The organism is Allobosea sp. (genome assembly GCF_051860145.1).
Taxonomy (GTDB): Bacteria; Pseudomonadota; Alphaproteobacteria; order Rhizobiales; family Beijerinckiaceae; genus Allobosea.
In genome coordinates, this window is the sequence record NZ_JBHYEM010000002.1 from 345,530 (window position 1) to 360,814 (window position 15,285).

Below are 15,285 nucleotides of genomic sequence, written 5' to 3' on the forward strand. Positions count from 1 at the left end.
CGACCGCAGGGAGACCCGGGATCCATGCCGGAGCGCTCCCGTTGAAATTCGAGCACTGAGGAGCGCGGCGCGCCATGGCCCTGTCCCGCACCTACCGCCGCGAGCAGCTGAATTTCTGGCCCGGCTTCGTCGATGCGCTCTCGACGATGCTGATCGGCATCGTCTTCCTGCTCTCGGTCTTCGTGCTCGGCCAGTTCTTCCTGTCGCAGGAGCTGACCGGCAAGGACAGCGCGCTCGAACGCCTCAACCGCCAGATTTCCGAGCTGACCGACCTGCTGGCGCTGGAGCGCAGCTCGAACCGGCAGGCGCAGGAGAACCTGACCCTGCTGCAATCGACGCTGACGCGCGAGCAGAGCGAGCGCGGCCGCCTCCAGGGCGCGCTCGAGGCCCAGGCCGGCAACGGCCCGGCGCAGCTGACGGAGGCCCAGAAGGCGCTCGAGCAGGAGAAGCAGCTCTCCGCCCGCGCCCAGGCGACGGTCGATCAGGTCAACCAGCAGATCATGGCGATGCGCCGGCAGCTCGCCGCGCTCGAGGAGGCGCTGGCCGCCTCGGAGGCCAAGGACAAGGACTCGCAGACCCGCATCGCCGATCTCGGCTCGCGCCTCAACGTCGCGCTGGCCCAGCGCGTGCAGGAGCTGGCGCGCTATCGCTCCGACTTCTTCGGCCGTTTGCGGCAGGTGCTCGGCGCCAGGCCCGATATCAGGGTCGTCGGCGACCGCTTCGTCTTCCAGTCGGAGGTCTTCTTCGATGCCGGCCAGGCCGTGCTCAAGCCGGAAGGCCAGGGCGAGCTCGACAAGCTCGCCACCATCCTCGGCGATCTCGGCCGCGAGATGCCGCCGGACATCCCCTGGATCCTGCGCGTCGACGGCCATACCGACGCCCGCCCGATCAAGACGGCGCAGTTCCCCTCCAACTGGAACCTCTCGACGGCGCGCGCCGTGGCGGTGGTCGAGTATCTGGTCTCGCGCGGCCTGCCGGCCGACCGCATCGCCGCGACCGGCTTCGGCGAGTTCCAGCCGCTCGACGTCGCCACCAATGACGAGGCCTATCGCCGCAACCGCAGGATCGAGTTCAAGATCACCGAGCGGTGAGGGCCGGACTCACCTTGCGGATATCGCCGCCTGTTCTCGCCCGCACGGGCCGCAGCTTTTTCAACCGAGTGAGAGACCCGTGCGATTTGAGATAAGCGACGCGCGAGCGATGGCGCGACGGACATTGATCGCCGTTGGGGCCAATGATGCGGTCGCGACGTCCTTGGCGGACGCGACGATCGCTGCCGAATTGCATGGGCGTCATTCGGTCGGTTTCGCGCATCTTCTGGATTATCTGGCGAGCATCCGGGCTGGGCGGATACTGGGCTCGGCTGAGCCCGATATCAGCTTTCCGGCAGCCGCGGTCATCCGGATCGACGCCGGGGGTGGCATTGCCCAGCTCGGCTTCGATCGCGCATTCGGCGAGTTGCAAGCGCGCGCCGGCATCTACGGCATCGCGCTCTTGTCGCAGTCGAACAGCTACAGCGCCGGGGAGTTGGGCTACTACACGCGTCGCCTTGCCGAAGCCGGGTTGGTCGCGCTGGCCGCTACCAACGGATCCGCCCATGTAGCCGCCGGCGAAAGCCGCGATGCGGTCTACGGCACCAATCCGCTCTCCTTTGCCGCCCCCGTGGAAAACGGCCCGCCGCTGCTCATCGACCAGGCGTCGAGCGCGACCGCATTCGTCAATGTCAGGCGGGCGGCGGAAATGGGCGAGCCGCTTCCCGATGGCTGGGCGATCGATTTGGAAGGCCGGCCCACCACCGATCCACGCGAGGCGCTCAAGGGCGCGCTTCTGGCATTCGGCGGCGACCGCGGCGCCAATATCGCGCTGATGGTAGAAACTCTTGCGGCAGGGGTGACCGGCGCGAACTGGTCCGTCGATGCGCCGTCCTTCACGGAAGGCAATCGCTCGCCTGGCGCCGGCCTCTTGGTCATTGCCCTGAAGCCCGAGATCCTGGCTCCGGACTTTTCGGCCCGCTTGGCCTCGCATATGCAGCGCCTGTCGGCCAAGGGCGTCCATATTCCCGGAAGAAGGCCGCGCAGTGCTGAGATAGAGCTGCCTGGTTGGCTCGTGGAAGCGATCGAACGATACGATCAATCTTGAATTTCCGCGGATCGTCCTGACGCCGCTCAAGCCGCCGCCCGCTGGATCACGTCCGGCCCGGAGCCGTAGCGCTCCTTGCGCTGCCGATGGAAGACCGCGAATTCCGCGGCCGGCAGCGGCTTGGCGAAGAACCAGCCCTGCGCGAAATGAACACCGTGGGCGCGGAGATAATCGAGCTGTTCCCGCGTTTCGACGCCCTCCGCGACGATGAACAGGTTCAGGGTCTTCGCCATCTCGATGATATGCGAGGTCACCGAGCTGGTCGCGGTGTTGCGGCCGATCGTGTCGATGAAGGACTTGTCGATCTTGAGCGCGTCCAGCGGCAGGCCCTGGAGATATTGCAGGCTCGAATAGCCGGTCCCGAAATCGTCGATCGCGACCGAATGGCCCAGGCGGCGCGCCTTCGCGATCGTCTCCCGGGCGGGGTCGATATCGATGAAGCCGCGCTCGGTCGCTTCCAGCCAGATCTGCTGCGGACGGATGTCCGTAGGCGCGAGCGCGCCCTGGATGACATCCAGGATGCGGCCCGTCTTGATGTCCTCGGCGCAGAGATTGATCGCGATATGCAAGGAGCGGTCGGCGACCAAAAGAGCGCCGAGGTCGGCGATCACCGCGGCGACGACCTGGTCGGTGATCGGAATGATCAGTCCGCTCTCCTCCGCCAGCGGGATGAAGAGGTCCGGCCGGACCAGCGAGCCGTCGGGGCGGCGCCAGCGCACGAGCGCTTCCGCGCCGACGCAGATGCCGGTCTCGAGATCGATGATCGGCTGGTAATGGACGACGAACTCGCGCTTGCGCACCGCGATCGTCAGTTCGCCCAGCGGCGAGAGCCGCCTGCGCGACAGCCAGATCACGATGCCGACGATCAGCGCCGCGATGAAGGCGCCGACCGGCAGGAGCAGCATCCGCTGGCGCTGCAGGCTCGGCTGGATCTGGTCGCGCGGCTGGGTCGCGACCGCGATCCAGCCGTCCGCCCGCGCCGCCGCGAACAGATGCGTCGCGTCCATGCCGATGCGTGGACGGGCGAGCAGCGATCGCAGGAGCTCCGGGTCGGGGCCGTTCAGCGCACCGACCAGCACGCCCGTGTCGCTGGCGATCGCGAGCTGCATCCCGGAAGGCGCAAGCACATCGACCAGCTGCGCCGGATCGAGCAGGACATTGTGATCGCGGTATTGCAGCGCCAGCCGCGCATTGGCGCCGCTCACCCGCGGCCGCACGCCGACATCGACCATGATGCCGTCGCGCGTGACATAGTCGCCGGGGGTGAGCGCGATCCGTTCCTCGGTCCGTCCCCAGGAGGTGCAGGCCAGCTGCCCGCCGCTGAAATAGCCCATCTCGTCGATGGCACGGGTATTGACCGTCAGCTTCCGCATCAGGGCGACATGCTCGTCCGAGCAGGGCGTCGGCGTGGCGCTGGCGATGGCGTGCAGCGCCGCGCTCGCCTCGGCGAAGGCGCTGTTCGCGCGAGCGATCACCTGCCTGGCGACCTGTTCCAGCCGCGCCTGCTCGGTCTGCTCGGCGAGCGTCCGCGAGATCTGCAGCATCGCGGCGAGCGGAACCGCCGCGCCGATGATCGCCAGCAGCGATGCGATGATGATGACGTGGAGCCGCTTCACGCCTGTGCCTTCGCGAGTGGCAAGCGCATCGTCCGGTGGATGCGCATTGCTGGTCCTGGAGCCGTCCGCAGACGCTGCATCACAGGGCGGAACCAATTCCTTATCGAAACACGGCGATATCGGCGCGGCGCTTCACCGCAATGAGGAAAGCGTTTCGATCTTTCGACGAAATTGACGGATTCGGGCGAGCCCTGCCCGGGGAGCAATGCCGGAACTCACGCTACCGGCTCATCGTCGCCAGGGCGCTACGCATCGAGTCGCTGGGAATGCCGAACACGCCGCCATAGGGCCATTCCAGGTCGAAGATCACGAACATCACGCTCGAGATCGAGATGACGCCGATCGCCAGGACCACCGCCGCCAGGAGCTTGCGGGGCACCTGCAGCCCGAAGGAGACGAAGACCAGCATCAGCCAGAAGATCACGATGTTGAGGAAGAGCCGTGTCAGCGAACCATGCGCATCCTCGATCACGGCCCAGCGATGCTGCTGGAAGTCGGAGAAGACGGCGCGGCAATCGGCCGCCAGGTTGCGCCGCATGCTGTCCTGCGGATCGAGCCCGTTGATCTCGCGGCCGATCTCGCGGATCAGCGCGCTCAAGGTCGCGCTCTCGCCCTGGCGCGCCATGCCCGTCATGTCCGGATAGGAGACGCCGGCCGGCTTCTCTTCGTCGGGCCAGGTGCTGGCGATCACGGCGGCCGTGTAGCTGCGCAGTTTCTCGCGTGCCCGTTCCGCACCCTCGCCATATTCGCGCAGGCACTGGTCGAGCCGGGCGAGCTGCCCGGCATCGGCGTTGCGGTCGCGATAGGCCGTGTCGAACGCGGCCTTGCCGCTCGACAATTGCAGGCTGAGCACCAGGGCCGCGAAGGTGACGAGCAGGCTCGTGACCAGCCGCAGCGCCTCCATGTTGCGCTCGGTGAGGTGTTCCTCCGGCAGCCAGCCGCGCAGCAATACGCCGAACACGGCGCTGGCGCTGAGCAGCGCGCAGAAGACGAAGGCAGAGAGCAGCTCCGGCATCCGCGCCCCTCGTTATGCCTCAGGCCGCCTCCAGCCCGAACTGCAGCGCCGCCAATCGCGCATAGAGCCCACCGCGCGCCTTGAGCTCGGCATGGCTACCTTCCTCGACCACCCTGCCCTCGTCCAGCACCAGGATGCGGTCGGCCGAGAGGATGGTGGCGAGGCGGTGGGCGACGACCAGCGTCGTGCGGCCCAGCATCAGTCGGTCGAGCGCATCCTGCACGGCGCGCTCGCTCTCGGAATCGAGCGCCGAGGTCGCCTCGTCGAGCAGGAGGATCGGCGCGTCCTTCAGCACGGCGCGCGCGATCGCCAGGCGCTGGCGCTGGCCGCCGGAGAGCGTCACGCCGCGCTCGCCGACCACGGTGTCGTAGCCTTGCGGCAGGCTGCGGATGAAACCGTCGGCGGCGGCGAGCCGGGCCGCCTCCTCGACCTCGGCCAGGCTGGCGCCCGGCCGGCCATAGGCGATGTTGTCGCGGATCGAGACGCCGAACACGCTCGGCTCCTGCGGCACCAGCGCGAAGCGCCGGCGCCAGACCTCCGGATCGGCCTCGGTCCCGGCGACGCCGTCGACCGTGACCCGCCCGGAGGCCGGATCGTAAAAGCGCAGGGCGAGTTGCAGCACGGTGCTCTTGCCGGCGCCCGAAGGTCCGACCAGCGCGACACGCTCCCCCGGCCGGATGCTGAAGGAGAGGTCGTGCAGTGCCGAGGCGGTGCGCCCCGGATAGGCGAAGGAGACATGCGCGAAGGCGAGCTCGCCGAGCGAAGGTTCGGGCATCGCTTTCGGATGCGGCGGGGCGGCGATGGCCGGCTTCGTCGCCAGGATCTCGCCGAGGCGCCCGGCCGCGCCGGCTGCGGCCGAGATCTCGCCATAGACCTCGGAGAGCTGCCCGAGCGAGCTCGCCGCCAGCACCGCATAGAGCACGAACTGCGACAGCCGCCCGCCGGTCATCCGCCCGGCGAAGACTTCGGTCGCCCCGACCCAGAGCACGCAGACCACGCTGGCGCTGACCAGGAAGATCGCGACGCCCGAGAGCCAGGCGCGCGAGCCGCTCGCCGCGCGCGAGGCGGCATAGGCGTCGTTCGACGCGTCCTCGAAAGCCCGCGCCGTCTGCCGCTCGGCGCCGAAGGACTGCATCGTGCGGATCGCCCCCACGGCCTCCGAGGCATAGGCGGAGGCGTCCGCGAGCCGGTCCTGCGCCGCCCGCGCGCGCCGTCGCACCGACCGGCCCGACAGCACCAGCGGCAGCACGATCAGCGGGATCGCGGCGATGACGATGGCCGAGAGCTGCGGGCTGGTGACGACCATCAGCGCCAGCGCGCCGAGGAACATGATGCCGTTGCGCAACGCGATCGAGGCGGTCGAGCCGAAGGTCGATTTGATCTGCGTCGTGTCGGCGGTGAGCCGCGAGACCAGGTCTCCCGCCCGGCTCGAATCGAAGAAGGCCGGCTCCAGCCGCGTCAGATGCGTGAAGACGTCGCTGCGCAGGTCGGAGACGATGCGCTCGCCCACGGTCATGACCAGGTAGAATCGCGCCGAGCTCGCCAGCGCCAGCACCGCGACGACGCCGATCAGCAGGATGAAATAGCTGTTGGCGAGCTGCTGGTCGCCGCCCGAAAACCCGACATCGATGACGCGCCGGACCGCCAGCGGCAGCACCAGCGTCGCGGCCGACGCGACGATGAGCGCCAGGATGGCGAGCGAGATCCGCCCCTTCTGGGCCAGCGCATAGGGCCAGAACGAGGACAAGGAACGGAAATCGGGCCGCTGGTTTTTCTGGTTCTCGGTGTCGTCGGCCACGCTTACCTGCCCTGTCATGCTTGCGCTGTCGCCTCGCCTGCGATATGTGCACGCGACTTCACGACAGGCTCATACGAATTGTTCGACGGGCCGGCCAGCTATGCCTGGTTATCGACCGTGCCCGCTTACGATTGAGGATTTCGCCATGAAGACCGGCATCCATCCCGACTACCACACCATCAAGGTCGTCATGACCGATGGCACCGAATACTTCACGCGTTCGACGCTCGGCAAGGAGGGCGACACCCTCAATCTCGACATCGACCCGAAGACGCACCCGGCCTGGACCGGCGGCTCGCAGCAGCTGCTCGACCGTGGCGGCCGCGTCTCGCGCTTCAATTCGCGCTTTGGCGCGCTGAGCTCGCTCGGCAAGAAGTAATCGGGCGGCGATCCGCAGCGATCGCCGGATCCTTCACAGACAAAAAGCCCGGCCATCACGGCCGGGCTTTTTCGCGTTCGGGCGGCGATTGGTCGCGGATCAGCGCAGCAGGCCGAGCCGCGCCTGCAGGATCTCGATCTGGCTCTGGACCGGGTTGGCCGCCAGTTCCGGCGTGCGCTCGCCCGCCATCAGGCCCTCGAGATGACGGATGCGGTCCTGCAGGCGGATCGAATGGGCGACGAGATCCCGCAGCGCCTGCGGCAGGCGCTGGGCCTCCTCCTGCGCCGGAGACAGCAGCGGTTCGGCGATCTTGACCTTGTTCTTTTCGGTGCGAGCCTGCTCGGCCGTCATCTCGCCCTCGGCGACCGCGCGCTGCACCAGGAGCCAGGACGCGATCTGCATCAGCCGCGTCGTCAGCCGCATGCTCTCCGTCGCATAGGTCAGCGCGACCTCGCGCGGCAGCGCGGCGGATTCGGCGCGGCCGTCGCCGTCGAGATAGCTCGCCGTCTGCTCGACCAGCCCCATGCCTTCGCGGAACAGCAGCATGAACGCATCCGACTTGACGAAGCCGCGCGCGAAGGAGAGCGCCCCGTCGTCCTGTTCCGGCTTCAGCAGCGTCATATCGTTCATGGCGGCGTCTCCAATCGGCACAATGCGTGTGCGTTCGGGACGCGACACGGGTTCGATGCCGTCATGGCCGCAAGGATAGCGCCGTCGCCGCGGCGAGACTGTGGTAAGGTGTGATTAACCTTAACGGCCGCGACCAGACCAAAAAAGAGCCGCCTCGAAGGCGGCTCGAAGGTCAACAGGGAGGCGTCAAACAGAGTGGGCAGGAGCCACTCGACATCCAGACAAACTGGACGATCCGATTCATACTTTGGAATCGTTAAGGGGTCGTTAACGCGCGCCGTCTCGCTCGCGATTTTGCGCAAAAGATCGGCATTGGCCCGCAGATCGGCGGGCTCTTCGTGATGAACGGTCGAAGACGGCTGGCGGCTGCGCCTCAGCCGCTCTTGCGGAAGAAGGCGTCCGCCGCCGAGCGGGACGCGTCCTTGCGCGCCCGGATCTCCATGAGCCGCGCGATCTCGCTCTTGAGCGCCTCGACACGCTGGTCGATCTCCGCCAGCGACAGCATCGAGAGATCCTGACCGATCAGGTGAATCGGCTGCGGCGCGGGGCGGTCATCCTCTGGAAACACCGACATGGCTGCCTCATTTTCGAAACCCGACGACGGGAAGACTAGCCGTCTCACGGCCGCAAGGCCACTATCCCGGCCGGATGGGCGCCATGAAGCCCTGTCGCGCGCCGAGCGGCGCTCATCGAAAAAGGACCGCGAGCCACCATGCCAGCACTGCCAGAAACCATGACCGCGATCGGCTTCGAGGCTCCGGGCGGCCCCGACGTGCTGCAGGCGACGACCCGGCCGGTGCCGAAGCCCGGACCGGGTGAGATTCTGGTGGCCGTAGCGGCTGCCGGCATCAACCGGCCCGACGTCCTGCAGCGCCTCGGCGGCTACGCGCCGCCGCCTGGCGCCTCGGACATTCCCGGCCTCGAGATCGCGGGCACGGTCGTGGCGCTGGGCGACGGGGCACGGCGCTTTGCGCTCGGCGACCAAGTCTGCGGGCTCGTCGCCGGCGGCGGCTATGCCCAATATGCCGTCGTGCACGAGAGCAATGCCCTGCCGGTTCCCGCCGGGCTGTCGCTGCTCGAGGCCGCCGCGATCCCCGAGACCTATTTCACCGTCTGGACCAACGTCTTCCAGCGCGGCGCCCTGAAGTCCGGCGAGAGCTTCATGGTCCATGGCGGCACGTCCGGCATCGGCACCACGGCGATCCAGCTCGCCAGGGCCTTCGGCGCGATGGTGATCGCAACCGCCGGCTCGGCCGAGAAATGCGCCGCCTGCCGCGAGCTCGGCGCCGAGCATGCGATCAACTATCGCGAGCAGGATTTCGTCGCCGTGGCGAAGCAGGCGACCGGCGGGCGCGGCGTCGACCTGATCCTCGACATGGTCGGCGGCGACTATATCGGTCGCAACTACGAGGCCGCGGCCGAAAGCGGCCGCATCGTCCAGATCGCCTTCCTGAACGGCCCCAAGGCCGAGGTCGATTTCCGCCGGCTGATGATGAAGCGGCTGACCCATACCGGCTCGACCTTGCGCCCGCGCACCATCACTGAGAAGGCCGCGATCGCCGCCGAGCTGGAGGCCAGGGTCTGGCCGCTGCTGGCGCAGGGGCGCTGCAAGCCGGTGATCCACCAGACCTTTCCCCTCGCCCGGGCCGCCGAGGCCCATCGCCTGATGGAGAGCAACACCCATATCGGCAAGATCGTGCTGACGGTGTAGAAGGATTAGACGCTTTTCCTTGGACAGCCACCACGGCTTTGCCTATAACGCGCGCCATCCTGCTCATCGCTGATGATTTGGATGGCCGGCCGGGGAGGCCGGTCGGCGCATGAGAGCTATTGTCCGCGACGCTGTTCCGGCCTTGACGGCCGACCTTCGAGATCCAGGAGATATCCCGTGTCACAGTCCCCCCCGCTGATGCCGAAGGCCACCGCGGTCTGGCTGGTCGAGAACACGTCCCTGACCTTCGAGCAGATCGCCGAGTTCTGCAAACTCCACCCGCTCGAGGTGCGCGGCATCGCCGATGGCGAGGTCGCGGCCGGCATCAAGGGTCTTGACCCGATCACCTCCGGCCAGCTCACCCGCGAGGAGCTCGAGCGCGCCGCCAAGGACCCGAACCACCATCTCAGGCTCGCCGAACGCAAGGTGAAGGTGCCGGAGATCAAGCGCACCAAGGGCCCGCGCTACACCCCGGTCTCGAAGCGCCAGGACCGCCCGAACGCGATCCTCTGGCTGCTGCGCAACCATCCCGAGCTTAAGGACGCCCAGATCATCCGGCTGATCGGCACGACCAAGTCGACCATCGCCCAGATCCGCGACCGCACCCATTGGAACGCCCAGACCCTGACCCCGATCGACCCGGTCAGCCTCGGCCTGAGCTCGCAGATCGATCTCGATTTCGAGGTGGCGCGCGCCGCCAAGGACCGCCCGGCCGCCCTGGCCGAGGCCGGCTCGACCCTGCTTCCCGCCGAGGAGACGACGGCCCCCGAGGCAGCCCCGAGCGGCCAGCCCTTCGCCGACATGAGCAAGCCGAAGCGCGAGGAGGAAGCGGCGATCGACGTCGATTCGGTCTTCGCCAAGCTGAAGCAGCTCAAGCGTCCGGCCGACGAGGATGGCGACGAGGACTGAGCCGGCTCTGCCCGGCGCCATCCGAGCGGGAGCGCGGCCGTGACACCGGGTCTAGCCTTCACCTTCCTCGGGACCGGCGCCCCGCCGGTCAGCCTCCGCCGCGCCGGCCCGTCCCATCTCGTCGAGGCGGCCGGCCGCAAGGTCCTGATCGATTGCGGCTCGGGCGTCAGCCAGCGCCTCGTCGCGGCTGGACATCGCGGCGCCGATATCGACCTGCTCATCGTCACCCATGAGCATTCCGACCACCTGGTCGATTTCTACCAGCTCGTGGTCTCGTCCTGGCATCAGGGCCGCGCCCGCCCCTGGCGCGTCATGGCGCCGGCGCCGGCGCTCGCCAACATGCGGGCGCAATACGAGGCCTTCGCCCGCGAGCGCGCCTTGCGCATCGCCTTCGAGAAGCGCCCGGACGCGACCGGCCTCGACGTCCAGTTCGAGGAGCTGCGCGAGGGCGTCGTCGCCGGCCTCGGAGAGCTGGCGATCGACGCGTTCCTGGTCGACCACAAACCGGTCGAGCCGGCCTTCGGGCTCGCTATCGCGCTGGCGGGGAGCCGTATCGTCTTTTCGGGCGACACCCGGCTGACGCCCTCGCTCGAGCGGGCGGCGAAAGGCTGCGACCTGCTGGTCTGCGAGGTCTTCATCGACAGCCAGATGCCGATCGTCGCCGGTGTCCGCTCGGCGCAGACGGTCGCGGCGGTGCAGGCCTATCACATGACGCCCGCCGTGGTGGCGCAGCTCGCGGCCCGGACCGGCGCCAGGGCGCTGGCCCTGACCCATCTGGTGCCGCCGGCGGCCGATACCGCGGCGCTCGCCCGCGAGATCAGAGCGGCGGGCTATGCCGGCCCGCTCATCGTCGGCGAGGACCTGATGCGGCTGGACTGGCCCGAACGGCTGCTGAGCTGGAACGGCGCGACGCTGGCCTTCTGAAACCGCCCGCGCCGCCTCCGGTCAGGCCGCGCGGCGCACCGGCGCCTGCGCCGCTTCGCCGATCTCGCTGCCGATCCTGAACCGCGCCGTCAGCTGTTCCAGCGTCTTTGCGGTCTCGGCCATGCCGTCGCCGGCCGCCGCCGTGCGTGCCGCCGCCTGGGCGTTGTCCTGCGTCAGGGCGTCCATCTGCTGCAGCGCCCGCTCGACATCGCCGATGCCCTGCGACTGCTCGCGCGCCGCCTCGCTGATATCGGCGAAGACCTGCGCGACCGCGTCCGCATCGCCGGAGATCGCGTTCAGGCTGGCGCCTGCCTCGCGCACGAACTTCACGCCCTCGTCGACATGGAGCTTGGTGTCACCGATCAGCGCGCGCACGTCGCGGGCCGCATCGGCTGATTGCTGGGCCAGGCGCCGAACCTCGGTCGCGACGACGGCGAAACCGCGCCCGCCCTCGCCGGCTCTCGCAGCCTCGACCGAGGCGTTGAGCGCCAGCAGATTCGTCTGGAACGACAGCCCGTCCATGACGCCGACGATATCCGCGATCTTCTTCGCCTGCTCGTCGACGCGGTCGATCGCCTCGACGGCGCGGGCGGCAATCGCGACGCCGGCATCGGCATTTTCGGCGGTGGCGCGAGCCTTTTGGGCCGCGCCCGAGACCATCTCCGCGGTCTGGCGGACCGTGGCGGCGATCTCCTCGACCGTCGCCGAGGTTTCCTCCAGCGACGCGGCCTGGCTCTCGCTCCGGCCGGACAAATCCCGTGTCGCGGACAGGATGTCGTCCGCCGCCCGATGCGTGGCCGCCGCGCTTTGCGCCACGGCTGTGAGCGCCTGTCCCAGCGTCTCGGTCGAGCGGTTGAAATTGGCGGCGACGCCGGCCAGCCGACCCTCGAAGCCGGTCGCCATGCGGGCGGTCAGGTCGCCCTCGGCAAGGGCGGAAAGGGCTCGGTCGGTCTCATTCAGGAAGCCCTCGCAGGTGCTCGCGAGCTCGTCGATGCCCTGAACCAGCGAGGCCAGACGACCGAGTTCCAGGGCCTCCGGTGCGCGGACCGAGAAATCGCCGCGCCGGGCCGCCTCGACGACGGTCTCGACCGCAGCCAGCAGCTGATCCTCGACCAGGACGCGCCGCTCGTCGGATTGCGCGGCGTCGCGGCGGACCTCGCTTTCGCGGGCCTCGTTCGCCAGCGCCGCATCCGTCGCTGAATCCGCGATGCGCAGTGCCGATTCAAGGCGCAGCGCCAGCCAGACCAGCGCGCCCGCCTCGGCCAGCAAAATCAGCGCATGCACCACCACGCGCGAGAACTCGGCCCCATCCGGAAACACCGCGAGGGGATAGACCATGTTGAGGAGGAGATGGTGCACCGCCACGACCGCCGTCGCCGTCAGGATCGCGCGCCAGCAGCACCAGGCCGTGGTGATCGCCAGCCCGGCGAAGAACGCCATATGCATGTCGATCTGATAGCGGGTGCCTTCGCAGGCGAAGACCAGCAGTGCGACCTGGCCGCAAAGGACGACCGTCGACGTGATGCGAGTGGAAAGCCCGGTCCGGTCCCAGGACCAGGACAGCGCGCCGGCTCCGGCGAGCAGCGCCGATACGATGCCGATCGCTATCACCGCCGGATGGCCCGCGAACCAGGCCGTGATGGCGACCAGCGGCACCAGCGCCCATTGCCCGAGCATGAGCGGTGTCGTGAAGGCACTGCGGATCGCGTCAAGGCTGCGGCTCATCGGCTGGTCCTCGCACGGTGTTTCATGACGGCTGGGATTGCGGCAGGCAGCCGCCGCGGCCGGCGCCGTCGATGACGAGCATGGCGCCCGCGCCGTAGAGGCGCGCGGCGAAGCCGGGCTCATCCGAACGTGCAACGAGGCCGAATTCGCCGAACCGCGCCAGGATCGCGCCCTCGGCGAGCGTCACCGCTTCGGCCGCGCCTGCGCTGCTCGCGGCGAGCACGATGACGGAGGCCCGATCACGCGGCGCCAGGACCAGGACGACCGGCGCCAGCAGGGCGCCGAGCACGAGAGCGACCGATCTGCCGACAGGCCTGGCCATAGGGGGTTTCCATGACGCGCATATGCACTCATGGATCGTGACATTTATTGGTAAATTCAATGTAAAGTTGCGAATTCGGATGGCGCCCTGCCTTCAGGGTAGCCCCCTCGCCTTCAGCGCGACGCCGATCTCGTCGAGCACGGCCGGATCGTCGATCGTCGCCGGCATCGCATACTCCTCCCCGTCGGCGATCTTCTTCATTGTCGCGCGCAGGATCTTGCCGGACCGCGTCTTCGGCAGCCGCGCCACGGTCACGGCGAGCTTGAACGCCGCGACAGGGCCGATCTTCTCGCGCACCAGGGCGACCAGCTCCTTCTCGACCTCAGCCGGACCTTGCGTGACACCCGATTTGAGCACGACGAAGCCGCAGGGCTGCTCGCCCTTGAGCGCATCCTTGATGCCGACCACGGCGCATTCCGCCACGGCCGGATGCGAGGCCAGCACCTCCTCCATGCCGCCGGTCGAGAGCCGGTGGCCAGCGACATTGATGATGTCGTCGGTGCGACCCATGATGAAGACATAGCCGTCCGCGTCGATGAAGCCGGCATCCGAGGTGGTGTAGTAGCCGGGAAAGGCCGTGAGATAGGCCTCGCGGAAGCGCGCATCATCCTGCCACAGCGTCGGCAAGCAGCCCGGCGGCAGCGGCAGCTTGAGCACGATCGCGCCCATCGTCCCGGCCGGCACCGGCTTGCCGGCCTCGTCCAGGCATTGCACGTCATAGCCCGGCATCGGCACGGTCGGCGAGCCGTGCTTGACCGGCAGCAGGCCAAGCCCGACGGGATCGCCGACGATGCAGGAGCCCGTCTCGGTCTGCCACCAATGGTCGATGACCGGGACCTTCAGGACCGCCTCCGCCCATTTCAGCGTGTCGGGATCGGCCCGCTCGCCGGCGAGGAAGAGCGTGCGGAAATGCGAAAGGTCGTGGGCAGCCAGGTGCTTCGCCTGCGGATCCTCCTTGCGGATCGCGCGGAAGGCGGTCGGCGCGGTGAACATCGCCACCGCCTTGTGCTCGGCGATGACGCGCCAGAAGGCGCCGGGATCGGGCGTGCCGACCGGCTTGCCCTCGTAGAGCACCGAGGTCGCTCCATGCAGCAGCGGCCCGTAGACGATGTAGGAATGGCCGACGACCCAGCCGACATCCGAGGCGGTGAAGAAGACCTCGCCCGGCTTCACGCCATAGAGGTTCTCCATCGTCCATTTCAGCGCGACCATATGGCCGCCATTGTCGCGCACGACGCCCTTCGGCCGCCCCGTCGTGCCCGAGGTGTAGAGCACGTAGAGCGGGTCGGTCGCGGCGACCTCGGCGCAATCGGCCTTGCGGCCCGCAGCTTTTGCTGCCGCGACCAGCGCCCGCCAGTTCCGGTCGCGCGAGACCTGCATCGAGGCGTCGGCCTGCGGCCGCTGCAGCACGAGGCAGGTCTCCGGCTTGTGCGCGGCGAGCGCGATCGCCCCGTCGAGCAGCGGCTTGTACTCGACCACTCGCGCCGGCTCGATGCCGCAGGAGGCGGTCAGGATGACCTTTGGCTTGGCGTCGTCGATGCGCGTCGCCAGCTCCTTGGCCGCGAAGCCGCCGAACACCACCGAGTGCACCGCGCCGATCCGCGCGCAGGCGAGCATGGCGAAGGCCGCCTCCGGGATCATCGGCATGTAGATGATGACGCGGTCGCCCTTGCCGACGCCGAGATCATCGAGCACGGCGGCGAGCGTCGCGACCTCGTCCAGCACTTGCGCGTAGGTGAAGACCGACTTCGTGCTCGTGACCGGGCTGTCATGGATCAGCGCCGGCTGGTCGCCGCGCCCGTCGCGAACATGGCGGTCGAGCGCGTTGAAGCAGGTATTGCAGGAGGCGTCGGGGAACCAGCTTCCATAGGCGCCGGCCTGAGCGTCGAAGATAGTCTGCGGCGGCTTGATCCATTCGATCTCGCGCGCCGCCTCGGCCCAGAACGCGGCCGGGTCCGCCTGCCAGCGCGCATAGGTCTCGCGATAGCGGCTTGCATGCGGGGTATTCATCGGGCGCGTTCCTCTTGAGCGGATTCTGGCCTAGACCCGGCGGGCCGGGGTCGGCTGATTTTGCGCGGGATCGTGCGCACTCTCCCGCACTCGCGCAAGCACGACGC

Annotated in this window: 14 protein-coding genes; 6 read left to right on the forward strand and 8 right to left on the reverse strand. The window is 68.5% G+C overall.

Annotated elements, in window-relative coordinates; genetic code table 11:
• The first annotated feature begins 74 nt into the window (after positions 1-74).
• Complete coding sequence (locus ACTIF2_RS04880) at positions 75-1,091, forward strand: peptidoglycan -binding protein (protein ID WP_439495915.1); 1,017 nt, start codon at positions 75-77, stop codon at positions 1,089-1,091.
• 79 nt (positions 1,092-1,170) lie between these two features.
• Positions 1,171-2,139: an Ldh family oxidoreductase gene (locus ACTIF2_RS04885; protein ID WP_439495916.1), complete on the forward strand. Its 969-nt coding sequence runs from the start codon at positions 1,171-1,173 to the stop codon at positions 2,137-2,139.
• Positions 2,140-2,165: 26 nt separating this feature from the next.
• Here the strand turns inward: ACTIF2_RS04885 and ACTIF2_RS04890 are convergent, their stop codons facing one another.
• The 3 genes from ACTIF2_RS04890 to ACTIF2_RS04900 form a co-directional block, all read right to left on the reverse strand.
• Positions 2,166-3,755, reverse strand: a complete 1,590-nt coding sequence (locus tag ACTIF2_RS04890; protein WP_439495917.1) for an EAL domain-containing protein — start codon at positions 3,753-3,755, stop codon at positions 2,166-2,168.
• Positions 3,756-3,975: 220 nt separating this feature from the next.
• A complete protein-coding gene (locus ACTIF2_RS04895; RefSeq protein WP_439495918.1) occupies positions 3,976-4,770 on the reverse strand; it encodes a bestrophin-like domain in 795 nt (264 codons plus the stop codon).
• Positions 4,771-4,789: 19 nt separating this feature from the next.
• Positions 4,790-6,586: an ABC transporter transmembrane domain-containing protein gene (locus ACTIF2_RS04900; RefSeq protein ID WP_439495919.1), complete on the reverse strand. Its 1,797-nt coding sequence runs from the start codon at positions 6,584-6,586 to the stop codon at positions 4,790-4,792.
• A gap of 127 nt (positions 6,587-6,713) precedes the next feature.
• Between ACTIF2_RS04900 and rpmE the strand changes: the two genes are divergently transcribed.
• Entirely contained in the window at positions 6,714-6,947 is a 234-nt protein-coding gene (gene rpmE / locus ACTIF2_RS04905) for a 50S ribosomal protein L31 (RefSeq protein ID WP_439495920.1), read from the forward strand.
• A gap of 99 nt (positions 6,948-7,046) precedes the next feature.
• Here rpmE and rcdA read toward each other — a convergent pair whose 3' ends face one another.
• Positions 7,047-7,577 carry a protease adaptor protein RcdA gene (rcdA, locus tag ACTIF2_RS04910; RefSeq protein ID WP_439495921.1) on the reverse strand — a complete coding sequence of 177 codons (531 nt, stop codon included), beginning with the start codon at positions 7,575-7,577 and terminating at the stop codon, positions 7,047-7,049.
• Positions 7,578-7,950: 373 nt separating this feature from the next.
• Complete coding sequence (locus ACTIF2_RS04915) at positions 7,951-8,151, reverse strand: DUF1192 domain-containing protein (RefSeq protein ID WP_439495922.1); 201 nt, start codon at positions 8,149-8,151, stop codon at positions 7,951-7,953.
• A 138-nt stretch (positions 8,152-8,289) separates the two neighbouring features.
• Between ACTIF2_RS04915 and ACTIF2_RS04920 the strand changes: the two genes are divergently transcribed.
• From ACTIF2_RS04920 to ACTIF2_RS04930, 3 genes are all read left to right on the forward strand, one after another.
• A complete protein-coding gene (locus ACTIF2_RS04920) occupies positions 8,290-9,288 on the forward strand; it encodes an NAD(P)H-quinone oxidoreductase (protein ID WP_439495923.1) in 999 nt (332 codons plus the stop codon).
• 198 nt (positions 9,289-9,486) lie between these two features.
• On the forward strand, positions 9,487-10,197 hold the full coding sequence (locus ACTIF2_RS04925; protein ID WP_439496070.1) for a DUF1013 domain-containing protein: 711 nt from the start codon (positions 9,487-9,489) through the stop codon (positions 10,195-10,197).
• 39 nt (positions 10,198-10,236) lie between these two features.
• Positions 10,237-11,121 (forward strand): MBL fold metallo-hydrolase, encoded by an 885-nt coding sequence (locus ACTIF2_RS04930; protein WP_439495924.1) that lies wholly within the window; start codon positions 10,237-10,239, stop codon positions 11,119-11,121.
• A gap of 21 nt (positions 11,122-11,142) precedes the next feature.
• Here ACTIF2_RS04930 and ACTIF2_RS04935 read toward each other — a convergent pair whose 3' ends face one another.
• From ACTIF2_RS04935 to ACTIF2_RS04945, 3 genes are all read right to left on the reverse strand, one after another.
• The gene (locus tag ACTIF2_RS04935; protein WP_439495925.1) at positions 11,143-12,846 is read right to left on the reverse strand and encodes a methyl-accepting chemotaxis protein; all 1,704 of its coding nucleotides are present in this window, start codon (positions 12,844-12,846) and stop codon (positions 11,143-11,145) included.
• A gap of 22 nt (positions 12,847-12,868) precedes the next feature.
• Positions 12,869-13,168 carry a hypothetical protein gene (locus ACTIF2_RS04940; protein WP_439495926.1) on the reverse strand — a complete coding sequence of 100 codons (300 nt, stop codon included), beginning with the start codon at positions 13,166-13,168 and terminating at the stop codon, positions 12,869-12,871.
• A 93-nt stretch (positions 13,169-13,261) separates the two neighbouring features.
• Positions 13,262-15,178 (reverse strand): propionyl-CoA synthetase, encoded by a 1,917-nt coding sequence (locus tag ACTIF2_RS04945; RefSeq protein ID WP_439495927.1) that lies wholly within the window; start codon positions 15,176-15,178, stop codon positions 13,262-13,264.
• Positions 15,179-15,285 lie beyond the last annotated feature (107 nt).

Excerpts from the sequence above, each read along its gene's own strand:
- ACTIF2_RS04880 (WP_439495915.1), top strand. The coding sequence starts at position 75 with ATGGCCCTGTCCCGCACCTACCGCCGCGAGCAGCTGAATTTCTGGCCC.
- ACTIF2_RS04895 (WP_439495918.1), bottom strand. The coding sequence starts at position 4,770 with ATGCCGGAGCTGCTCTCTGCCTTCGTCTTCTGCGCGCTGCTCAGCGCC.
- ACTIF2_RS04900 (WP_439495919.1), bottom strand. The coding sequence starts at position 6,586 with ATGACAGGGCAGGTAAGCGTGGCCGACGACACCGAGAACCAGAAAAAC.
- rpmE (WP_439495920.1), top strand. The coding sequence starts at position 6,714 with ATGAAGACCGGCATCCATCCCGACTACCACACCATCAAGGTCGTCATG.
- rcdA (WP_439495921.1), bottom strand. The coding sequence starts at position 7,577 with ATGAACGATATGACGCTGCTGAAGCCGGAACAGGACGACGGGGCGCTC.
- ACTIF2_RS04915 (WP_439495922.1), bottom strand. The coding sequence starts at position 8,151 with ATGTCGGTGTTTCCAGAGGATGACCGCCCCGCGCCGCAGCCGATTCAC.
- ACTIF2_RS04920 (WP_439495923.1), top strand. The coding sequence starts at position 8,290 with ATGCCAGCACTGCCAGAAACCATGACCGCGATCGGCTTCGAGGCTCCG.
- ACTIF2_RS04925 (WP_439496070.1), top strand. The coding sequence starts at position 9,487 with ATGCCGAAGGCCACCGCGGTCTGGCTGGTCGAGAACACGTCCCTGACC.
- ACTIF2_RS04935 (WP_439495925.1), bottom strand. The coding sequence starts at position 12,846 with ATGAGCCGCAGCCTTGACGCGATCCGCAGTGCCTTCACGACACCGCTC.
- ACTIF2_RS04940 (WP_439495926.1), bottom strand. The coding sequence starts at position 13,168 with ATGGCCAGGCCTGTCGGCAGATCGGTCGCTCTCGTGCTCGGCGCCCTG.
- ACTIF2_RS04945 (WP_439495927.1), bottom strand. The coding sequence starts at position 15,178 with ATGAATACCCCGCATGCAAGCCGCTATCGCGAGACCTATGCGCGCTGG.